The organism is Streptomyces sp. NPDC088252 (assembly GCF_044740965.1).
In the GTDB taxonomy this organism is placed as follows: Bacteria; Actinomycetota; Actinomycetes; order Streptomycetales; family Streptomycetaceae; genus Streptomyces.
In genome coordinates, this window is sequence record NZ_JBIURS010000022.1 from 39725 (window position 1) to 59020 (window position 19296).

Sequence of the window (19296 nt, forward strand, 5' to 3'; positions counted from 1 at the left end):
CGACGTACGTACTACTGAAACCGGGCCGTCGGCGTTCATCCGACGTGGCCGTGCCCCAGAAAGTCCGCACACAACGCATGCAGTCACTCTTGGCGCCGATGCCGCCTGCGTTGAAACCGGCCAACTCCATGTACGACGCCGCCCAGGGGCGGCAGTCAAGAGGGGACGACATGAGAATCGCTTCGACCGGAGCGCGCGTGGGGCTGCTCTCAGCCTGTACCGCGTTCGTCGCCGTGCTGTCCACCGGAACGGCCACCGCGGCCACTCAATTGAACGGGCACTGGGCGCCGTTCAACCGGTGCCCGGTGGACGCACCTGCCATGCTGGCGGCCGACGGCGTGACGAACATCGCGACCTGCATCTCCTCGCATTCGGCCGGCGGCTCGATCAAGCTGGGCAATACGCAGGTGCCGACCGGCAACACCGACCTCCAGCTCGGAGTGATCCAGCACAGCGACGGCACCACATCGCTGATCGCCCCTCCGGAGGGGGCGCTCGTGGCCGACTCCGCGGACCTCCCGGGCGGTCTGCTCGGTCTCATGTGCCCGAGCGGTATCCCGGTCGTCTCGGGAATCTGCAACCAGATCACCAACAGCACCCTCAACAAGGTGACCGCGACGATCGAACCGGCGGGTGCCCCGAGGGACTTCAACATGGCGGCGAGCTTCGGCGCCGGTCAGCCGATCCTGTCGATTCCTGTCCGCATCCATCTGCGGAACCCGTTCCTCGGCGACAAGTGCTACATCGGAACCACTTCGGACCCGATCGTGCTGAAGCCGCAGAACAACACCGCTCCCTCTCTCTCGCTGCAGCAGTTCGACGGCAACGGGACGCCCAGTGACTCGGGCGAGATGGGGCGCTACACCTTCGGCGGTGCCGATCAGGGGGACTCCACCTACGCGGTCCCGGGAGCCAGCGGCTGCGGCGCCGGCCTGTTGGACTGGGCGGTCAACCTGAAGACCAGCCTTCCCTCGGCCTCGGGCAAGAACAACGTGGTCCTGGACCAGGCCTCCACGTACTTCGCGAGCCCCTACGATCCTGCGGGCCTGGCCCCGAACGAGGGCAAGGCCTTCTCGCAGTACTGGCACTCCGCCGTCCGGTAGGAGAGGGCGCGCTGCCGGTTTCCGGTCGCCCTGGCGGCCGCCCCGCGGTGGCACACCTGGGCGGGGCGACGGGCGGCCGGGGCGATTGTCCTGAACGGGACGACGACGGGTGGGCGTCCGTACGCCCACCCCTGCACCCTCCGGATACGGAATCCGCCGCCCTGCGCCCGGACTACGAACTTGTGCGTTTGAATTAACCCTTCGAGTATTGCCGGGCGCCGCAGAATTAAGAGAACACAAGAGAACAGATGAATGGAAGCGCGGGCTCTTCTCGATTCCGAATCGATGGAGTAGCGTACCGTCCGGTGGTCGCCCCTACGCCACAACGATCAGCACCACACCCCGATCGCATCGCGTGAATTCCGCGCTCGACAGCATCGCGGGTCCAGTTGCAACCCGCCCCGTACGTCGGCGGGAGTACTTCCCCGAAAGAAATCCGCTGTTGGATCGTGACGGTCGTTTCGTCCGAGTCCAACTCATTCCCCAACGGGACAGGAAAAGGGAGAAGTTCCATGCGCAAGAAGACGAGAATCCTGGCCGCAGTCGGTGCCGCGGCCGCCGCGGTGGCCCTCGCCACCCCGTCGGCGTTCGCCGGTCCGACCGCCCCGTGGACCATCACGCCGACCGGCGGCTTCAACGGGACCGCCGGTGTCACGGTGCTGACGGACAACAACGGCAACAAGATCCAGTGCGCCACATCCACCGCGGCGGGGAACACCCCGACGTCCCCGGTCAGCGGCAGCCCGGCGAAGCTGGCAAACATCACGTCCATCTCGTTCAACTCGCCCTGCACCGGGCCGTTCAGTTCCACCTGGACCGTCACCACCAAGGTCACGCCCCCGTGGGAGATCTGGGGCAACACCTACGCGGCGGGCGCCGGGACCAACTTGACCGGCCAGACCACCGGTCAGATCAAGGCGATCAGCGCGACGGTGAGCGGCAGCAGCGTCCTCGGACCCTGCACCTTCGACGTCACCGGCAGTGTCGCCGCGAAGTACAACAACCCCAGCGCGGGCGGCTCCAACGGCACCCTCGACACCTCGGGCGGCGGCCTCACGCTGACCATCGCCAACAAGGTCGGCGGCGGCTGCGGAATCGTCGGTACCACGGCGAGCTTCGCGGGTCTGTACACGATCAAGAGCACGGCCGCCGGCACGCCCTCGCCGGTCATCGTCGGCTGACGATCTCCCGGTGGGACCGGAGGAACGTGTACGGGTGCCCAGTCACAAGGAATGTGACTGGGCACCTGTGCGACGCATGACATCCGGCCCCGGCCCCGGTGTCCTTTCGCGCAGGAGGCGATAATTCCACGCCGCCGCCTTGTCATCGAATGACAAGAATCCCCTGCTGTCGCTCGAATCGAAACCCGACTCTTCCCAGCCGCGACCGGTGTGCGTAGCGTACCCATCGGTAGGGACCGATTTCGGCTGTTCGAAGGCCCGCTACCCACCAGTGGACCCACATCCGCAACCATGTGGCTTTCATGTCCACGCATGCTGGAAGGACTCATGCGCATGACCGTCGACGCACGCGTCTCAGCACGGCGACCGCTCCACTTTGCCGTGGGTGGGGCACTCGTCGTCGCCACCGCATTCATTCCGGGCGCTGAATCGATGGCGGCCGACCAGAATTCCGAGATCGCGCTCGCCTACGAATGCGAATTCCCCTCGGGCGCTGCGGGAGTCGATGTCACTGTGTCGGCCTCGCTGCCTGCGTCGGTGGGAACGGGTGAAGCGGTTCGGCCGGACCATGTCTCGGTCGTGGTGAAACTGCCGCAGGCGGCCCTCGAACAATTCACCGGCCAGGAGGCGACGAGTCTGTCGGCCGACGCGCGGCTCACCGTGCGGCACCGCAGCGGTGACCGGTCGGCCGATGCCGCCTGGGCGAATCTCGACGCGCCGCCGGTGCCGATCCCCGCCGAGGGCGGACTGGAGCTGACCGCGACCGGCGACGTGCCCACGGCGACATTCGGCGCCCCGGGGAAGGCCACCCTCGCGCCTGCCGGTCTCGCCCTGGCGCTCACTCCCCGCAAGGCCGACAACTCCCCGACGACGCCGCCGAGTCTCCAGGTCGTGTGCGAGCCCGCACCGGACCAGGACACCACGCTGGCGACCGTGCTCGTCGAGGGCTCCCGCTCCGGATCCACGCCGGAGCCCGCGGTGAGCACCCCGAAGCCGGACACGACGGACACCAGGCCGGGAGCCGGGTTCTCCTCGGACACCCGCAAGAAGATCAAGGCCCTCACCGACAGGACGCTGGACGGCGAGGACGACCCGGGCGGCAGCTGTCCCATCGTGATCCCGCCCGAATGGGTGATGACGACGGCGGACACCTATGTGGCGGGCTACGCCAACGCCGCCAAGATGGACGGTGCCGTGGCCCTGGGGCCCGCGCACATGAAGGTGACGCTGAACAAGGTCTACATCAACGACTCGTGCGCCTCCACGGTCGATGTGACGTCCGAGGCGGAATTCGAGTACCAGGGCCGGCGACAGCTGCCGCCGGCCAGATCCACCTTTCTGACGTACGGGTTCATGCCCACCACGGCCGTCGTGGAACTGGAACAGGTGGGCCCGCCGGCCGTCGTGCAGACGCACACGGTCACCAACACGCCCGAGTATCCGGAGAGCACGACGGTCACCACACAGCTCTCCATGCGGATACACGACGTCAAGGTGAACGGCGTCCCGCTGGACGTGGGCGACAACTGCCGGACGGCCGAGCCCTTCGAACAGGTCCTCAAGGCATGGGGCCAGAGCTATCCGCGCTCCGGCTACCTCGTCGCGTACGGCGGAACCCTGTCCGGCTACGCGCACATACCGCCGTTCAAGGGCTGCGGGGTGGACGAGAACCTGGACGCGGTCTTCACCTCCGCGATCTCCAGCGCGGGGAAGGCGGCCGACAACTACACGAAGATGACGCAGGCCGCGCTGTGTGTGGCGACGAACCCGGACGGCCCCGACTGCCCGCCGAAGATCCCCACCCCCGAACGGTGAGCGGCACCTGAGGCATTTGACGTCGACGCATGGGCTCTTCCGGTCCCACGGGACCGGGGGAGCCCAATGTGCTTGTGGCATCCGCGCCCCCGTGGCCGAGGGGGGCACCGGCCATGCCGAGGGCCGGTCTACGGCCGGGGCGGCCGGGACCCTGTCGCTGCTCCACCATCGGCGGAATTTCTCACTTTCCGACAGGTTTATCGCGGCCATTACTCACCTGGAAACAAGGAATCGGGGTCGTACGGCCGACGTGAAGAAAGTTCAGTGTCCAGTATTGCGAATTCAGGTTACTGAGCCGTAGCGTCCCACCTGAGCAGGTCGGAAACGCGTCCGCACCTGGTTGTTCGATGCACCTGGAGTCCTGGTCGCGCCCTTTTGCGGCCCGCAATTCCCACCGGGCGGCCCGTCGCCCGAACCCTCGGTTCCGGGGTGGTGCGCCCCTCGTCGGGATCGCGGTCCGGACCCCGGTGCGCGCACAGGAGTGCTTGCGCAGTTTTCGACAAGGTCGGGTGGCGGCTTTGTCAAAGAGTGACAAGTGATCCACATCCAGCACATCGTTCGTCGGATTCGGCTGTTCAACGGCTTGTCCTGGCGGTTTCGACGGACATACCGTGCGCCTCCTGGTGCATGGGTGACGAGCCGCCATGGGATTTCTCAGAGCCGGAGAGCGCTGACAGATGACTTCGTTCACAACAACTTCGAAGGAGGGCCGATGGGAATCGAAGTAGTCGTCGAGGGCCTCACGAAGTCCTTCGGCAAGCAGAACATCTGGCAGGACGTCACCCTCACACTGCCCGCCGGTGAGGTGAGCGTCATGCTCGGTCCTTCCGGCACCGGAAAGACCGTGTTCCTGAAATCCATCATCGGTCTGCTGAAGCCCGAGCAGGGGCGCGTCCTCATCAACGGCGTGGACATGGTGAACAGCCCCGAGCGCGACATCATGGAGACCCGGAAACTCTTCGGGCTCATGTTCCAGGACGGCGCCCTCTTCGGCTCGATGTCGCTCTTCGACAACATCGCCTTCCCGCTGCGCGAGCACACCCGCAAGAAGGAATCGGAAATCCGCCGGATCGTCATGGAACGGATCGACATAGTCGGTCTGCTCGGTGCCGAGGAAAAACTCCCCGGCGAGATATCCGGCGGTATGCGCAAACGCGCCGGGCTGGCCCGAGCGCTCGTCCTGGACCCGCAGATCATTCTCTGCGACGAACCGGACTCCGGGCTGGACCCGGTCCGCACCGCGTATATCTCCCAGCTGCTCATCGATCTCAATGCGCAGATCGACGCGACGATGCTCATCGTCACCCACAATCTCGACATCGCGGCCACCGTCCCGGACAACATGGGCATGCTCTTCTGCCGCAATCTCGTCACCTTCGGGCCGCGCGAGGTGCTGCTCACCAGCGATGTGCCGGTCGTCTCCCAGTTCCTCGCAGGACGCCGCGAGGGCCCCATCGGGATGGCCGAGGAGAAGGACGCCGCGACGCTCGCCGCCGAAGAGGTGAACGGCTACGGCGTCGGCATCAGTTCCGCCAACGGCCCGCGCACCGTCGTGCCGCAGTTGGAGCCGTCGCCCGGCATGCCCGTGCGGCAGGCCGCCCTGCGCCGCCGGGAACGGGTCCTGTCGATGATGGGCCAGCTGCCCGAGGCCGCTCGCACGGCCATCATGAACAGCTACGCCCCGGCCGCGGGCGGTGGACGCCCATGACGGCGCCCATGCCGGTGAGACCCCCCGAGCCGCCCGGGGCCGACACGGCCGGCGCGGCCGGGCCGAGGACACCGGAGCAGCGGTCTCCGGCTCGGCTGCTCGCGCCGCTGCGCGAGACCGGGAAGCTGTTCTCCCTCGCCGGGACCGTGAGCCGGGAGATCTTCCGCAGGCCCTTCCAGGTGCGGGAGCTCATCGAACAGTTCTGGTTCGTCGCCAGCGTCACCATCCTGCCCGCCGCGCTCGTCTCCATCCCGTTCGGCGCGGTCATCGCCCTCCAGGTCGGCTCGCTGACCCAGCAGCTCGGCGCCCAGTCGTTCACCGGCGGCGCCAGCGTCCTCGCCGTCATCCAGCAGGCCAGCCCGATCATCGTGGCACTGCTGATCTCCGGTGCGGCGGGATCGGCCATCTGCGCGGACCTCGGTTCGCGGAAGATCCGCGAGGAACTCGACGCGATGGAGGTCATGGGCGTCTCGCCCGTCCAGCGGCTCGTCGTCCCGCGCGTCCTGGCCACGATGCTGGTGGCCGTCCTGCTCAACGGCCTGGTCTCCGTCGTCGGGACGCTCGGCGGCTACTTCTTCAACGTGATGCTGCAGCACGGCACCCCCGGGGCCTATCTCGCCAGCTTCTCCGCGCTCGCCCAGCTCCCCGACCTTTACATCAGCGAGGTCAAGGCGCTGATCTTCGGCTTCATCGCGGGCATCGTCGCCGCCTATCGCGGGCTCAACCCGCGCGGCGGCCCCAAGGGTGTCGGTGACGCGGTCAACCAGTCCGTCGTCATCACCTTCATGCTGCTGTTCTTCGTGAACATGGTTCTCACGGCGATCTACCTCCAGATCGTCCCCGCGAAGGGGAGCTGACCGATGTCGATGCTCAGCTGGCTCGATCGCTCGGGCGAGCAACTCACGTTCTACGTAAGGGCATTGGTCTGGATCCCACGGACGTTGCGCCGCTATCTGCGCGAGGTCCAGCGGCTGCTGGCCGAGGTGGCCTTCGGTAGCGGCGGTCTCGGCGTCGTCGGTGGAACCATCGGCGTGATGATCGCGATGACCCTCGCCACCGGCACGGTCGTCGGCCTCCAGGGGTACGCGGCCCTCAACCAGATCGGCACCTCGGCCTTCACGGGCTTCATCTCCGCCTACTTCAACACCCGCGAGATCGCCCCCCTCGTGGCCGGACTCGCGCTTTCTGCGACGGTCGGCGCCGGTTTCACCGCCCAGCTCGGCGCGATGCGGATCAACGAGGAGGTCGACGCACTGGAGGCGATGGGCGTGCGGTCCATGCCCTATCTCGTCACCACCCGGATCATCGCCGGCGTCGTCGCGATCATCCCGCTGTACGCGATCGGGCTGCTCTCCTCGTACCTCGCGTCCCGTTACGTCACCGTCCTGTTCAACGGGCAGTCCGCGGGCACCTACGACCACTACTTCAATCTCTTCCTCTCCCCGGACGATGTGCTGCTCTCGGTGCTCAAGGTGCTGATATTCAGCGTGATGGTGATCCTCGCCCATTGCTACTACGGCTTCCACGCCACGGGCGGGCCCGCCGGGGTGGGCGTGGCGGTCGGCCGGTCGGTGCGCAACGCCATCGTGCTGATCAGCCTCACCGACTTCTTCCTCTCCCTCGCCATCTGGGGCGCCACGACGACGGTGAAGGTGGCCGGCTGATGAACGCTCACCGCACGCAGACCGTCCGTCGCAGACTCGCCGGACTCGCCTTCCTCCTCGTACCCGCCGTGCTCGTGTGGGTGTCGGTCTCGGTGTACAGGAAGGACTTCACCCATGACGCCACCGTGACCGTACGCACCGGGAGCGTCGGCAACGAGATGCACGACAACGCGGAGGTGAAGCTCCGCGGCGTCGTCGTCGGACAGGTCCGGACCATCTCGGCCGACGGGGACGGGGCCCGGCTCACCCTCGCCATCGAACCCGACAAGCTGGACCGCATCCCGGCCGACGTGACCGCCCAGATGCTGCCCACCACGCTCTTCGGGGAACGGTTCGTGGCCCTCGTACCGCCCGCGGTGCCGTCCGCGCAGACCCTGCGGGCGGGGGCCGTCATCCCGCAGGACCGTTCCAGCAACGCCATCGAGCTGGAGGAGGTCCTGGACAACGTCCTGCCGCTGCTGACCGCGGTGAAGCCGGAGAAGCTCGCCGCCACCCTGGGCGCGGTCTCCCAGGCGCTCGAAGGGCGTGGCGAGAAGCTCGGCGACACACTGAGCACCCTCGACGCCCACCTGGCCAGGTTCAACCCCCAACTCCCCACGCTCAACGCCGACATCAAGGAACTCGTCAAGGTGAGCAAGGTGTACGGGGACGCCGCGCCCGACGTTCTCGACGCACTCACCGACTTCACCACCACCAGCGGCACGATCGCCGAACAGCAAGCGGAGCTGGCCGACCTGTACGGGGCCACCACCGCCTCCGCGCAGGACCTCACCTCCTTCCTGCGGGAGAACAAGGACAACCTGATCCGGCTCTCCGCCACGAGCAGGCCGACACTGGAACTGCTCGCGCGGTACTCCGACGAATTCCCCTGCACCCTGCGGACCATGGCCGGCTTCGTCCCGGCCATGGACAAGGCGCTCGGCAAGGGCACCGACCGGCCCGGACTCCACGTCACCGTCAAGAGTGTGAAGTCCAGGGGCAAGTACGTGCCCGGCCGGGACACCCCGGTCTACGACGCGACCGGCGGACCGCACTGCTACTCCGTGCCGTACGTGGGCCGGGCCGTTCCGACCGCCGACGCCCGTACGGCCGGGGCGGTCGAACCGGCCGCCGGCCGGCCCGGCGGCGAACCCGCCGTCACCACACCCTCGGACCGGGGCACCGCCCTCGGCATGCCCAACTCCCCGCAGGAGAGCCGACTCGTCAACGAACTGGTCGCTCCCTCACTGAAAGTCCAGCCGCAGACCCTGCCCGACTGGAGCAGTGTGCTCATCGGTCCGGCCTTCCGCGGTGCGGAGGTGAAGCTCAAGTGAAGCGCCGCTCTCTCGCCAGGCCGCTCGCGAAATCGATCGTCTTCATTCTGGTGACCGTTCTGGCCACCACCGTCCTGGCGCTGTCCATCGCCAACACGGGGGTCGGCGACACCACCACGTACAAGGCCAGGTTCACGGACGTCACCGGGCTGATCGTCGGTGACAGCGTGCGGATCGCCGGGGTCAAGGTCGGGCAGGTCGAGTCCATCGAGGTGGCCGACAAGCGGCTGGCCGAGGTCGGCTTCGCCGTCCGCAAGGGACGCAGGCTCCCCGCCTCGGTGACCGCCTCGATCAAGTACCTCAACATGGTCGGTCAGCGCTACATCGACCTCGACCAGGGCGCGGGACCGGTCGGCCGCAGCTTCGCGGCCGGAGCGACCATTCCGCTCTCCCGCACGACCCCGGCGCTCGATCTCACCCAGCTCTTCAACGGCTTCCAGCCGCTCTTCGAAGGACTCTCCCCGCCGGACGTCAACCAGCTCGCGGGCTCCATCGTCCAGGTGCTCCAGGGCGAGGGCGGCACCGTCGACAGCATCCTCCAGCACGTCGGCTCGCTGACCGGAACGGTCGCCGCCAAGGACAAGGTGATCGGCGAGGTGATCAAGAACCTCAACACGGTCCTGAAGACCGTCAACGACCGCGAGGCAGGCTTCGACGACCTCGTCGTCACCCTGCGGAAACTCGTCACCGGATTCTCCGGAGACCGCAAACCGCTCGGTCAGGCGGTGACCGCGATGGGGGCGCTCACCACCGTCACCGCGGACCTCCTCGACGACGGCCGCAAGCCGCTCAAGGACGACATCAAGCAACTCGGCCGATTGTCCGACCAGTTGGACAAGGGAACACCGCAGATCGAGAACTTCCTGCAAAAGACCCCGGCCAAGATGGAAGCGATCGGCCGCCTCGCCTCGTACGGCTCGTGGCTCAACCTCTACCTCTGCGAGGCCAGGGTCAGCGGTGTGACGACCTCGGACGGCAGCGCCCCGCCCACCGGCATCGTGGTCACGAAACCGAGGTGCCGGGCATGAGGATCAAACCCCTACGGGAACGCAACCCCGTCGCCGTGGCCGTCGTCGGACTGATCGTCCTCGCCCTCGTCGGCCTGGCCGCCTACCGCGCCGACTCGCTGCCCTTCATCGGCGGCGGAACCACCTACCACGCCGACTTCACCGAGTCCGCCGGACTCAGCGAGGGCGACGAGGTACGGGTCGCCGGGGTGAAGGTCGGCGAGGTCACCGGAGTCTCGCTCGACGGCGCCAAGGTGAAGGTCGGCTTCAGGGTGAAGGACGTCTGGATCGGCAACTCCTCGACCGTGGGGATCGCCATCAAGACGCTGCTGGGCGAGAAGTACCTCGCCGTCGACCCGCTGGGCGACGCCCCGCAGGACCCGCACGAGCGCATCACGGCGAGCCGCACCACCTCCCCGTACGACGTCACCCAGGCGTTCAACGGACTCGGCGAGACCATCGGGGAGATCGACACCCAGCAGCTCGCCAAGAGCTTCGAGACGATCTCCGCCACCTTCAAGGACTCTCCGCCGGACGTGAAGAGCGCCGCCGACGGGCTGTCCGCCCTGTCGAAGACGGTCTCCGAACGGGACGCCCAGCTCGCCACTCTCCTCAAGGGCAGCAAGCAGCTCACCAAGACGCTCGCCGACAAGAAGAGCAGCTTCGAAACCCTGCTGGAGGACGGCAATCTGCTGCTCGGCGAGATCCAGGCGCGCCGCGACTCCATCCATCTGCTGCTCACCGGCACCCGGAAGCTGGGAACCCAGCTCACCGGCCTCGTCGAGGACAACAACAAGCAGTTGGGTCCCACCCTGGCCTCGCTCGGCCGGGTCACGGCGGTGCTGGTGAAGAACCGCAAGAGTCTCGACAAGGTGCTGTCGCTCGCCGGTTCGTACAACCGCCTCGTCGGCAACACCCTCGGCAGCGGACGGTGGTTCGACAACTACGTCTGCGGGGTCGTCCCGAAGAACTACCTGCCCGCCGGCACACCCGCAGGACCCGAATGCAAGCCACCCAAGCAGCAAGGCGGCCGATGAGATGAGAATGACGCGCATCGTCGGCATCGGCGCCGGACTCGTCGTGGTGGCCGTCGCGGCCACCACCGGGGTGAGGGCCATGGACGACGAAGGAACGACGACCATCACCGCCTACTTCGACCAGGCCACCGGTGTGTACGCCGGATCGGACCTGCGGATCCTCGGCGTCAAGGTCGGCAGGGTCGAGTCGGTCACGCCGCGCGGCGAAGAGGTCAGGGTCACCCTGCGGGTCGACAAGGGCGTCAAGGTCCCCAAGGGCGCTCACGCCGTGGTCGTCGCCCCCAGCCTCGTCGCCGACCGCTACGTCCAGCTCGCTCCCGCGTACGACGGGGGACCGCTGATCGCGGACCACGCCGTGCTCCCCGCCGCGAACAACGCCACGCCGGTGGAGGTCGACCAGCTGTACGACTCCATCACGAAGCTGTCCAAGGCCCTCGGCCCCGAGGGAGCCAACGCCGACGGAGCGCTCTCCGGACTCCTGGACACCGGTGCCAAGAACCTCGACGGCAACGGAAAGGCCATCGGGAACTCCATCGAGCAGTTCGGCAAGGCGACCAAGACCCTCGACCGGAGTAGCGGAAACCTCTTCGACACGCTGTCCTACCTGCAGACCTTCACCACCATGCTGAAGGAAAACGACGGCAATGTGCGCGCCGCCGAACAGCAGCTCAACTCGGTCACCGGATTCCTCGCCGACGACAAGGAGAACCTCGGCGCCGCCCTGAAGGAGCTGGGCACCGCCCTGGGCCAGGTCAAGACCTTCATCCAGAAGAACCGCGGCGCCCTGAAGGCGAACGTGGACGCCCTGGTGCCGCTCACCCAGACCCTGGTGGACCAGCGCGCCTCACTCGCCGAGTCGATGGACACGCTGCCTCTCGCCGCGGCCAACGTCGTCGACGCCTACGACCCGGTGAACCGCACCCTCAACGGCCGCACGAACCTCAATGAGCTCTCCATGGGCGGACCGCTCACCGAGGGCCCGGCCACCGGACTCGCGGGCCTCGCACCGGTGGACGCCACACGGCAGAAGGCGCTGCCCGCCCTGCCGCTTCCGACCGTCGGCACCGTCTACGGAACCCCGGCCAAGACCACCACGGACAAGAAGGGGGAGAACCGATGAGCCCGGCCCTGCGCAGACCCGGACCCCGCACGACCGGCGTCGTCGCGGTGCTGGCCGTGGGGGTCGGCCTCGTCGCCCTGGTCGTCACCGGCGCCGGCCTGCCGGCGTTCACCGGCATCGACCAGCTGCCGCTGCCCGGTGGCGCCGACCTCGGTGACCATCCCTACGAGATCACCGCGGAATTCGCTGATGTGCTCAGCCTCTCCCCGCAGTCCTCGGTCAAGGTCAATGACGTCGCCGTCGGCCGCGTCACCAAGATCTCGCTGGGCTCGGACAGCTGGAACGCCAAGGTCACCATGCGGGTCAACGGCAAGGTCGAACTGCCCGGGAACGCCTACGCCCACCTCGAACAGTCCAGCCTCCTCGGCGAGAAGTACATCCAGCTCTTGCCGCCAGCGACCGGCACCGCCCGCGGCCGGCTCGCCGACGGAGACCGGATCCCGCTGACCCGGACCAACCGCAACCCCGAGGTCGAAGAGGTCTTCGGCGCCCTTTCGATGCTCCTCAACGGCGGTGGCATCAACCAGCTCAAGACCATCACCACCGAACTCAACAAGGCACTCGCCGGACAGGAACCCCAGGTCCGCTCCATGCTGAACCGGGTCGACACACTCGTCACGAACCTGGACGGTCACAAGCAGGACATCACCGACGCACTCGACGGCGTCAACCGGCTGGCCGCCACCCTCGCCACCCGCAAACAGGACGTCGGCACGGTCCTCACCGGGCTCAGCCCCGGCCTGAAGGTCCTGGAGAAGCAGCGCGGTTCGCTCCTCACCATGCTGCGCTCGCTCGACACCCTCTCGACCGTCGCCGTCGACACGATCAACAAGAGCAAGGCCGACATGATCGCCGACCTCAAGGCCATCGCCCCCAGTCTCAAGGCGCTCGCCGACTCCGGCAGGGACCTGCCGGACTCCCTCCAGGTGCTGCTCACCTACCCGTTCACGGACGAGGTGCTGCGCGGCGTGAAGGGCGACTACCTCAATGTCTACCTGGATGTGACGGCCATGCCCGGCACCCAGGTCATCCCCGCACTGGACCCGGACGCCGCCCCGGCACCCACGAACGCGAAATCAGGCTCGGCGCTGCCGCTGCCGCTGCCCTCGGTCGCCCCGTCGGGCACGAAGGGGACCAGCTGATGATCACCCTCGCCATCCGGTCGAAGAACATCGCCTTCCTGATCATCGCGGTGCTCGTCCTCGGCTATCTCGGGGTGCGCTACGCCGACCTCGGCCGCTACATCGGCATGCGCGGCTACTACACCGTCACGGTGCAACTCCCGCGGACCGGTGGGCTGTACACCCACTCCAACGTCACCTACCGAGGCGTGTCGGTGGGCCGGGTCGGGCCGATCGAGCTCACCGACGACGGGGTCGAGGCCGAACTGCGCATCGAGAACGACGCTCCGCCCATCCCGGACAGCCTCAAGGCCGTCGTCGCCAACCTCTCCGCGGTCGGCGAGCAGTACGTGGATCTGCGGCCCACCCGCACCGGGGGCCCGTACCTCGCGAACGGCTCGGTGATCGACCAGGCCGACACCACCGTCCCGGCCCCCGTCACCAACGTCCTCACCAGCGTCAACGACCTGGCGGGCTCCGTCGATCTGAAATCCCTGCGCACCGTCGTCGACGAGTTCGGCACCGCGTTCGAGGGGCGCGGCGACGACCTCCAGGTGCTGCTGGACACCGGGAGCGACTTCGTGCAGGCGGCCGACGACGCGCTGCCCGTCAACACCCGGCTGATGGCCGACGGCGAGACCGTGCTGCGCACCCAGGCCGAACAGGGCGAGGCACTCAAGGGCTTCGCGTCGGGCGCCGAGCAACTGGCCGCCGAACTCAAGGGATCGGACAACGACCTGCGCAGGCTGATCGCGGTCGCCCCCGACGCCACCGGGCAGATCAGTGGACTGCTGCGGGACCTGGACCCGAGCTTCGGCGTCGTCGTCGCCAATCTCCTCACCACCTCCGAGGTCGCCGTCACCCGGCAGCGCGGACTGGAGGAACTCCTGGTGAAACTGCCCGCGGTGGCAGCGGCGGGATCGAGCGCGGTGGACGGGAACGGCGCCCGGTTCGGCATGTCGGTCACCTTCTTCGAACCGCTGCCCTGCACCGCCGGATACGGCTCCACGCTCTACCGGAGCGGCCTCGACACCTCGGCCGGCCCACCGTTCAACAGCAAGGCCCGCTGCACCTCGTCGCCCGGTACCGGGATCAACGTCCGAGGCAGCGCCAATGCGCCGAAGGGCGGCGCCGTGCCCGCGCCCGCCGAGCCCGGCTCGATGCTCCTCGGGCACGGCTCGGCGGACCGGCTGCCCGGAGCGCTCGGCGTCGCCGGGAACACCTCGACGACCGACGACGGCATGGCCGGTCTGCTCGGACTCGGAGCGGGAGGCGGCGCATGACGTCCCGTACGAAGAGCCTGAGCGTCTGGGCGGCACTGGTCGCCGCCGCGCTGATCTGCGCACTCGGCGGCTGGTCCTACGCCGACGCGCGCGGTGACGATGACCTGGCGTACGCGAAGGCGCGCGATGCCGCGCTGACCGACGGAAAGCACCACCTCGCCCGGCTGAACAGCCTGGACGGCAGGAGTGCCAAGAGCGTCGAGGCGGGCCTCGGCACCTGGCTGGACTCCTCGACCGGGCCGCTGCACGACCGGTTGAGGCGCACCCGCGCGAAGGACGCGGGCGAACTGACGAAGTCCGGTGCCACCGCACGCGGCAAGGTCACCGACGCGGCGCTCACCGCGCTCGACGAGCGGACCGGCACGGCGGAGCTGATCGCCACCGTCGACGTCGAGGTCACCCCGCGGACCGGCAGGGGCGGCACCGAGCGCAAACGCTTCGGGGCCACGCTCGAACGGACCCCGGGCGGCTGGAAGGTCAAGGCGCTCACCGCCATACCGGTCGGGGGCGGCGCATGAAACGGCGCGGAGGGACGGCGGTCGTGAGCACGGACATGGAGGCGCGGAACTCCGAGGACGTCGACGAGGTCGATGAGGCCGAGTCCGTCGACGGATCCGACGGATCCGACGGACTCGAAGGTGCCTCGGACCAGGACGGCACGGACACGCCCGGGACGGGCGGCCGTTGGCCGCGCGTCGTGGCCGCGGCACTGATCGTCGTGCTCCTCGCGGCCGGAGGCACACTCTTCGCCAAGGGCAGGCAGTGGAGGGACACTCCGGCCACCTCGAACCGCGCGCTGACCGACAGCGGGGCGACCACCCGGGTCGCCGGCGACGTCAGCAACGCGCTCGGCAAGGTCTTCTCCTACAGCCCGCAGGCCACCGCCGTCACCAAGGAGTCGGCGAAGCAACTTCTGGCGGGCAAGGCGCTCCAGCAGTACGCGGCCCTGTTCGGCCAGGTCGAGAAGCAGGCCGCCGACCAGAAGCTGACGCTCACCACCCATGTCGTACGCGCCGGAGTGACCCGGCTGACGGGCGACAGCGCCCATCTGCTCGTCTTCCTCGACCAGGTCTACGAACGCGAGGGCAAGCCGGCCACCACGGCGGCGGCACAGCTCTCCGTCACGGCCCGGTTGAGGGACGGCCACTGGACCGTCGTCGAGATCACCTCCAGATAGCAGAGCCCACACGCGCGAATCGGTACGGATCGGCCGGCAGGGGAGAGACAGCAATGGCACGGGTACGGATGACGAGCAACCCGCTGGTGGCGGTGGCGATCGTGCTGACCGTCGCGGCGGCCGGCGCGGCCGGCTGGGGCGCCGTGGCCCGGTACGAGGCCGCGCACGACGAATCGGCGGCGTACGCGCAGGCCCGCGACGACGCACTGGCCGCGGGCGAGCAGGCCGTGCAGAACATGAACACGCTCGACCACCGGAAGTTGGCGAAGGGCCTCGACAGCTGGGAGGACTCCACCACCGGTGATCTGCACAAGCAACTCGTCGACGGGCGGGACGCGTTCGTGAAGCAGATCGAGCAGGCGAAGACCGTCAGCACGGCCCAGGTCCTGTCCGGGGCGGTGACGGAACTCGACGACCGGGCCGGCAAGGCCGGGGTCATGGTGGCGCTCCGGGTCACCGTGACCGCGCCGAAGGGCAAGCCCGCGGTGAAGGAGAGCCGGATGCTGGGGCAGCTCACCCGTACCTCCGAGGGGTGGAAGCTCAGCGCCCTCGGCCAGGCGCCCGTCGGCAACACGGCCGGCTGAGCCACCGACCCCACCCCGCCACCGAGAGGACCCCGGACATGTCGACGACCCGTCACCTCGTCAACCGTCAGCGCCGACTGGCCACCGTCGCCGCGGAACGCGCCGGCGCCACCGCCCCACCGCGCGAGCCCACGGCACCGGACCCCTCGTCCGAGGCGCCCGGGAAGACCCCGGCCGCGGAGCGGACGCCCACCGACGGCGCGGCCACGGACGACACCGGTGCACCGGAGAAGGAGAAGGAGAAGGAGAAGGAGAAGGAGCTGGAACCGCGAGGCGCGCGGACATCCCGCCTGCGTGTCCGGCTGCCCGCCGTCCTCTGCGTACTCACCGTGCTGCTCGGCGCCTTCGCGGCCTGGGCGTTCGGCTCGGCCGCCGACCTGCGCGACGACCCGGCCCGCCGGAACACGGCCCTCACCGACATCGGCCGCACCAGTGAGGTGAAGGGGCAGATCTCCGAGGCCGTCGGCGCGGTGTTCTCGTACAACTACGCCGCACCCGGCAAGTCCGAGCGCGCGGTGCGGAGTCATCTCGTCGGCAAGGCGGTCCGGCAGCACGCGGAGATGCTCGCCCAGGTACGGGCCGAGGGGCAGAAGCAGAAGCTCGTGCTGACCACGACCGTCACGGACAGCGGTGTGGAACTCCTCGACGGCGACCGGGCCCGGCTGCTGATCTTCGCCGACCAGAGCAACACCCGTACCGGCAAGTCGGACGAGACGACCTACGCGGCCGCCATGTTCGCCGTGGACGCCGTTCGCCGCGGTGACACCTGGCGGATCTCCGCCATCGACACGTTCACCCAGTGACCCGGGGGAGAGGGGAGCACGCATGAGGTTCATCGGCACCATGCGCCGCGGACTCGGCGGCACCGCGGCCGCCGTCGCCGCGATGGCCGCGCTCACCGCGTCCCAGGCGCCCGGACACGTCCGCCACGAACAGACCGCGAAGGAACGCCAGGAGGCCGACGAGGTCATCTGGACACACGTGCCCAACGACGACTCGTACCACACCGAACTGCCACCGCTGGTCTCGCCCGAACCGCCGGAGCGCGGTGTGGAACAGAGTCCGGCCGCCGCCCGCTCGTGGGCCGAGGCGGGAATCCCCGCCACGGTGCTCGCCGCCTACCGCAAGGCGGAGGGCGTGCTGGGGCGCACCGACCCCGGATGCCACCTGCCGTGGCAGTTGCTCGCGGCGATCGGCAAGGTCGAGTCCGGCCAGGCCGGCGGGGGACGGGTCGACGCCCACGGCACGGCGCTCAGCCCGATCCTCGGGCCGGTGCTCGACGGCGCGGGCTTCGCCGACATCCCGGACACCGACAACGGCGTGTACGACGGCGACACCACCTACGACCGGGCGGTCGGCCCGATGCAGTTCATCCCGTCCACCTGGGCGCATTGGGGCAGGGACGGGAACGGCGACGGCCGCCGCGATCCGAACAACGTCTACGACGCGGCCCTGGCCGCCGGGTACTACCTCTGTGCCGGCGCGCGCGATCTGGCCGTGAAGGGCGATCTGGACCGGGCGATTCTCAGCTACAACCACTCCGACACCTATCTGCGCACCGTGCTGTCCTGGCTGGAGTTCTACCGCAAGGGCATCCACCCGGTGGCCGACGGCAAGGGCACCGTGCCGAAGAGCCCCGGCGCGGGCGGACCGAACAGGCCGACGCGTCCGGTGGGCGGTCCCGGCGCCCCGGGCGGCGGCATCGTCATCGGCCCGCAGCCCGGCGGTACGCCCGGCCCCTCGCCGTCGACGTCGCCGAAGCCCTCCGGCTCACCCACCGGTTCGCCGCCCCCGAGCGGCTCCCCGCACCCCACCGATCCGGGCAGCGGTTCCCCGGATCCGACCGACAGCGGGTCGGCCACCCCGGACCCCGGGACGAGTCCCGACCCCAGCACCTCGGCCCCCGAACCCGGCACGAGCCCCGGTTGCCCGACGGACTCCGCGTCACCCGACCCGAGCGACTCGACCGGAGCCACCGAGTCCCCGTCGCCCGACCCGAGTACGAGCGAGGACCCGTGTGCCACGCCGTCGGGTTCAGCCTCCGCCGGCTGACAGCACCGCGGCCAGGTCGTACCGCACCACCTCCTCCAGCTGCGCGTAGGTGCAGCCGGCAGGGGTGCGGTCCGGCCGCCACCGGCGGAACCGGGCGGTGTGCCGGAAACGGTCGCCCTCCATGTGGTCGTACGCCACCTCGCAGACCCGCTCCGGGCGCAGTGCCACCCACGACTGGTCCTTCTTCCCGGACCAGCGGCTCGGCGCGCCGGGCAGCCGGGCGCGCTCGTGCGCCTCGGCATCCGCCCAGGCCGCCCACGGATGGCCGGCGAAGTCGACGCGCAGCGGTTCCAGCTCGGCGGCCAGTTCCGCGCGGCGCTTCATCGGAAAGGCCGCACAGACCCCGACATGCTGCAGGACGCCCTCGGAGTCGAACAGGCCGAGCAGCAGCGAGCCCACGACCGGACCGCTCTTGTGGAAGCGGTAGCCCGCCACCACGCAGTCCGCGGTCCGCTCGTGCTTGATCTTGTACATCACCCGGGTGTCGGGGCGGTACGGCAGATCGAGTGGTTTGGCGACCACACCGTCCAGCCCCGCGCCCTCGTACCGTTCGAACCATTCCCGGGCGACCGCCGGGTCCGTGGTCGCAGGTGCGAGATGCACCGGGGCCGACGCACCGGACAGGGCCTCCTCCAACACGGCACGGCGGTCGGACTGCCGGGTGGAGAGCAGTGAATCGTCGCCCATCGCCAGGATGTCGAAGGCGACCAGACTGGCCGGGGTCTGCTCGGCGAGCAGCCGGACCCGGGAATCGGCCGGGTGGATGCGCTCGCTGAGCCGGTCGAAGTCCAGCCGTCCGTCGTACACGATCACGATCTCGCCGTCGATCACACAGCGCGGCGGCAGATTCTCCCGGACAGCGGTGACCAGCTCGGGGAAGTAGCGGGTGAGCGGCCTCCCGGTGCGACTGCCGATCATCACCTCCTCGCCGTCCCGGTGCACGATCGCACGGAAGCCGTCCCACTTGGCCTCGTACTGCATACCGGGCGGGATCTTCGAGACGGACTTGGCGAGCATCGGCTTCACAGGCGGCATCACCGGCAGATCCATGGCTTCGATTCTTGTCCATGGGTGCCCTTACGTCTCCCGATATGCGGCATATGTGAGCCCGGCCTACCGTGACCGTCATGG

The 19296-nt window shown here is 68.9% G+C and carries 18 protein-coding genes; 17 read left to right on the top strand and 1 reads right to left on the bottom strand.

Annotated elements, in window-relative coordinates:
• Positions 1-170 precede the first annotated feature (170 nt).
• The 17 genes from ACIOHC_RS33340 to ACIOHC_RS33420 all read left to right on the top strand — a co-directional run bounded on the left by ACIOHC_RS33340 (position 171) and on the right by ACIOHC_RS33420 (position 18165).
• Complete coding sequence (locus ACIOHC_RS33340) at positions 171-1103, top strand: hypothetical protein (protein WP_351072781.1); 933 nt, start codon at positions 171-173, stop codon at positions 1101-1103.
• Positions 1104-1615: 512 nt separating this feature from the next.
• On the top strand, positions 1616-2284 hold the full coding sequence (locus ACIOHC_RS33345) for a hypothetical protein (RefSeq protein ID WP_365689829.1): 669 nt from the start codon (positions 1616-1618) through the stop codon (positions 2282-2284).
• Between the two features lie 333 nt (positions 2285-2617).
• The gene (locus tag ACIOHC_RS33350) at positions 2618-4099 is read left to right on the top strand and encodes a DUF6801 domain-containing protein (RefSeq protein ID WP_365689827.1); all 1482 of its coding nucleotides are present in this window, start codon (positions 2618-2620) and stop codon (positions 4097-4099) included.
• Between the two features lie 712 nt (positions 4100-4811).
• Positions 4812-5807 (top strand): ATP-binding cassette domain-containing protein, encoded by a 996-nt coding sequence (locus ACIOHC_RS33355; RefSeq protein WP_365689826.1) that lies wholly within the window; start codon positions 4812-4814, stop codon positions 5805-5807.
• Positions 5804-6664 (top strand): MlaE family ABC transporter permease, encoded by an 861-nt coding sequence (locus tag ACIOHC_RS33360; RefSeq protein ID WP_401845223.1) that lies wholly within the window; start codon positions 5804-5806, stop codon positions 6662-6664. Before ACIOHC_RS33355 ends, ACIOHC_RS33360 begins: the two co-directional genes overlap by 4 nt.
• 3 nt (positions 6665-6667) lie before the next feature.
• Complete coding sequence (locus ACIOHC_RS33365) at positions 6668-7471, top strand: ABC transporter permease (protein ID WP_351072771.1); 804 nt, start codon at positions 6668-6670, stop codon at positions 7469-7471.
• Positions 7471-8784: an MCE family protein gene (locus tag ACIOHC_RS33370; protein ID WP_401845226.1), complete on the top strand. Its 1314-nt coding sequence runs from the start codon at positions 7471-7473 to the stop codon at positions 8782-8784. Before ACIOHC_RS33365 ends, ACIOHC_RS33370 begins: the two co-directional genes overlap by 1 nt.
• The gene (locus ACIOHC_RS33375) at positions 8781-9812 is read left to right on the top strand and encodes an MCE family protein (RefSeq protein ID WP_351072767.1); all 1032 of its coding nucleotides are present in this window, start codon (positions 8781-8783) and stop codon (positions 9810-9812) included. The genes ACIOHC_RS33370 and ACIOHC_RS33375 overlap by 4 nt, the downstream gene beginning before the upstream one ends.
• Positions 9809-10828, top strand: coding sequence for an MCE family protein (locus tag ACIOHC_RS33380; protein ID WP_351072765.1), 1020 nt, complete (start codon positions 9809-9811; stop codon positions 10826-10828). Before ACIOHC_RS33375 ends, ACIOHC_RS33380 begins: the two co-directional genes overlap by 4 nt.
• A gap of 1 nt (position 10829) precedes the next feature.
• Complete coding sequence (locus ACIOHC_RS33385) at positions 10830-11948, top strand: MCE family protein (protein WP_351072763.1); 1119 nt, start codon at positions 10830-10832, stop codon at positions 11946-11948.
• Positions 11945-13090, top strand: a complete 1146-nt coding sequence (locus ACIOHC_RS33390) for an MCE family protein (RefSeq protein WP_401845230.1) — start codon at positions 11945-11947, stop codon at positions 13088-13090. The genes ACIOHC_RS33385 and ACIOHC_RS33390 overlap by 4 nt, the downstream gene beginning before the upstream one ends.
• Positions 13090-14352: an MlaD family protein gene (locus ACIOHC_RS33395; protein ID WP_351072760.1), complete on the top strand. Its 1263-nt coding sequence runs from the start codon at positions 13090-13092 to the stop codon at positions 14350-14352. Before ACIOHC_RS33390 ends, ACIOHC_RS33395 begins: the two co-directional genes overlap by 1 nt.
• Positions 14349-14870: a hypothetical protein gene (locus tag ACIOHC_RS33400; RefSeq protein WP_351072759.1), complete on the top strand. Its 522-nt coding sequence runs from the start codon at positions 14349-14351 to the stop codon at positions 14868-14870. Before ACIOHC_RS33395 ends, ACIOHC_RS33400 begins: the two co-directional genes overlap by 4 nt.
• A 35-nt stretch (positions 14871-14905) precedes the next feature.
• The gene (locus ACIOHC_RS33405) at positions 14906-15529 is read left to right on the top strand and encodes a hypothetical protein (RefSeq protein ID WP_401845292.1); all 624 of its coding nucleotides are present in this window, start codon (positions 14906-14908) and stop codon (positions 15527-15529) included.
• 53 nt (positions 15530-15582) lie between these two features.
• Positions 15583-16113: a nuclear transport factor 2 family protein gene (locus ACIOHC_RS33410; protein ID WP_365689820.1), complete on the top strand. Its 531-nt coding sequence runs from the start codon at positions 15583-15585 to the stop codon at positions 16111-16113.
• Between the two features lie 38 nt (positions 16114-16151).
• A complete protein-coding gene (locus ACIOHC_RS33415; protein ID WP_365689818.1) occupies positions 16152-16916 on the top strand; it encodes a hypothetical protein in 765 nt (254 codons plus the stop codon).
• A gap of 22 nt (positions 16917-16938) precedes the next feature.
• Positions 16939-18165 (top strand): lytic murein transglycosylase, encoded by a 1227-nt coding sequence (locus tag ACIOHC_RS33420; protein WP_351072754.1) that lies wholly within the window; start codon positions 16939-16941, stop codon positions 18163-18165.
• Here the strand turns inward: ACIOHC_RS33420 and ACIOHC_RS33425 are convergent.
• On the bottom strand, positions 18148-19215 hold the full coding sequence (locus ACIOHC_RS33425; protein WP_351072752.1) for an ATP-dependent DNA ligase: 1068 nt from the start codon (positions 19213-19215) through the stop codon (positions 18148-18150). The two genes, ACIOHC_RS33420 and ACIOHC_RS33425, sit on opposite strands and share 18 nt — an antisense overlap.
• Between the last annotated feature and the right edge of the window lie 81 nt (positions 19216-19296).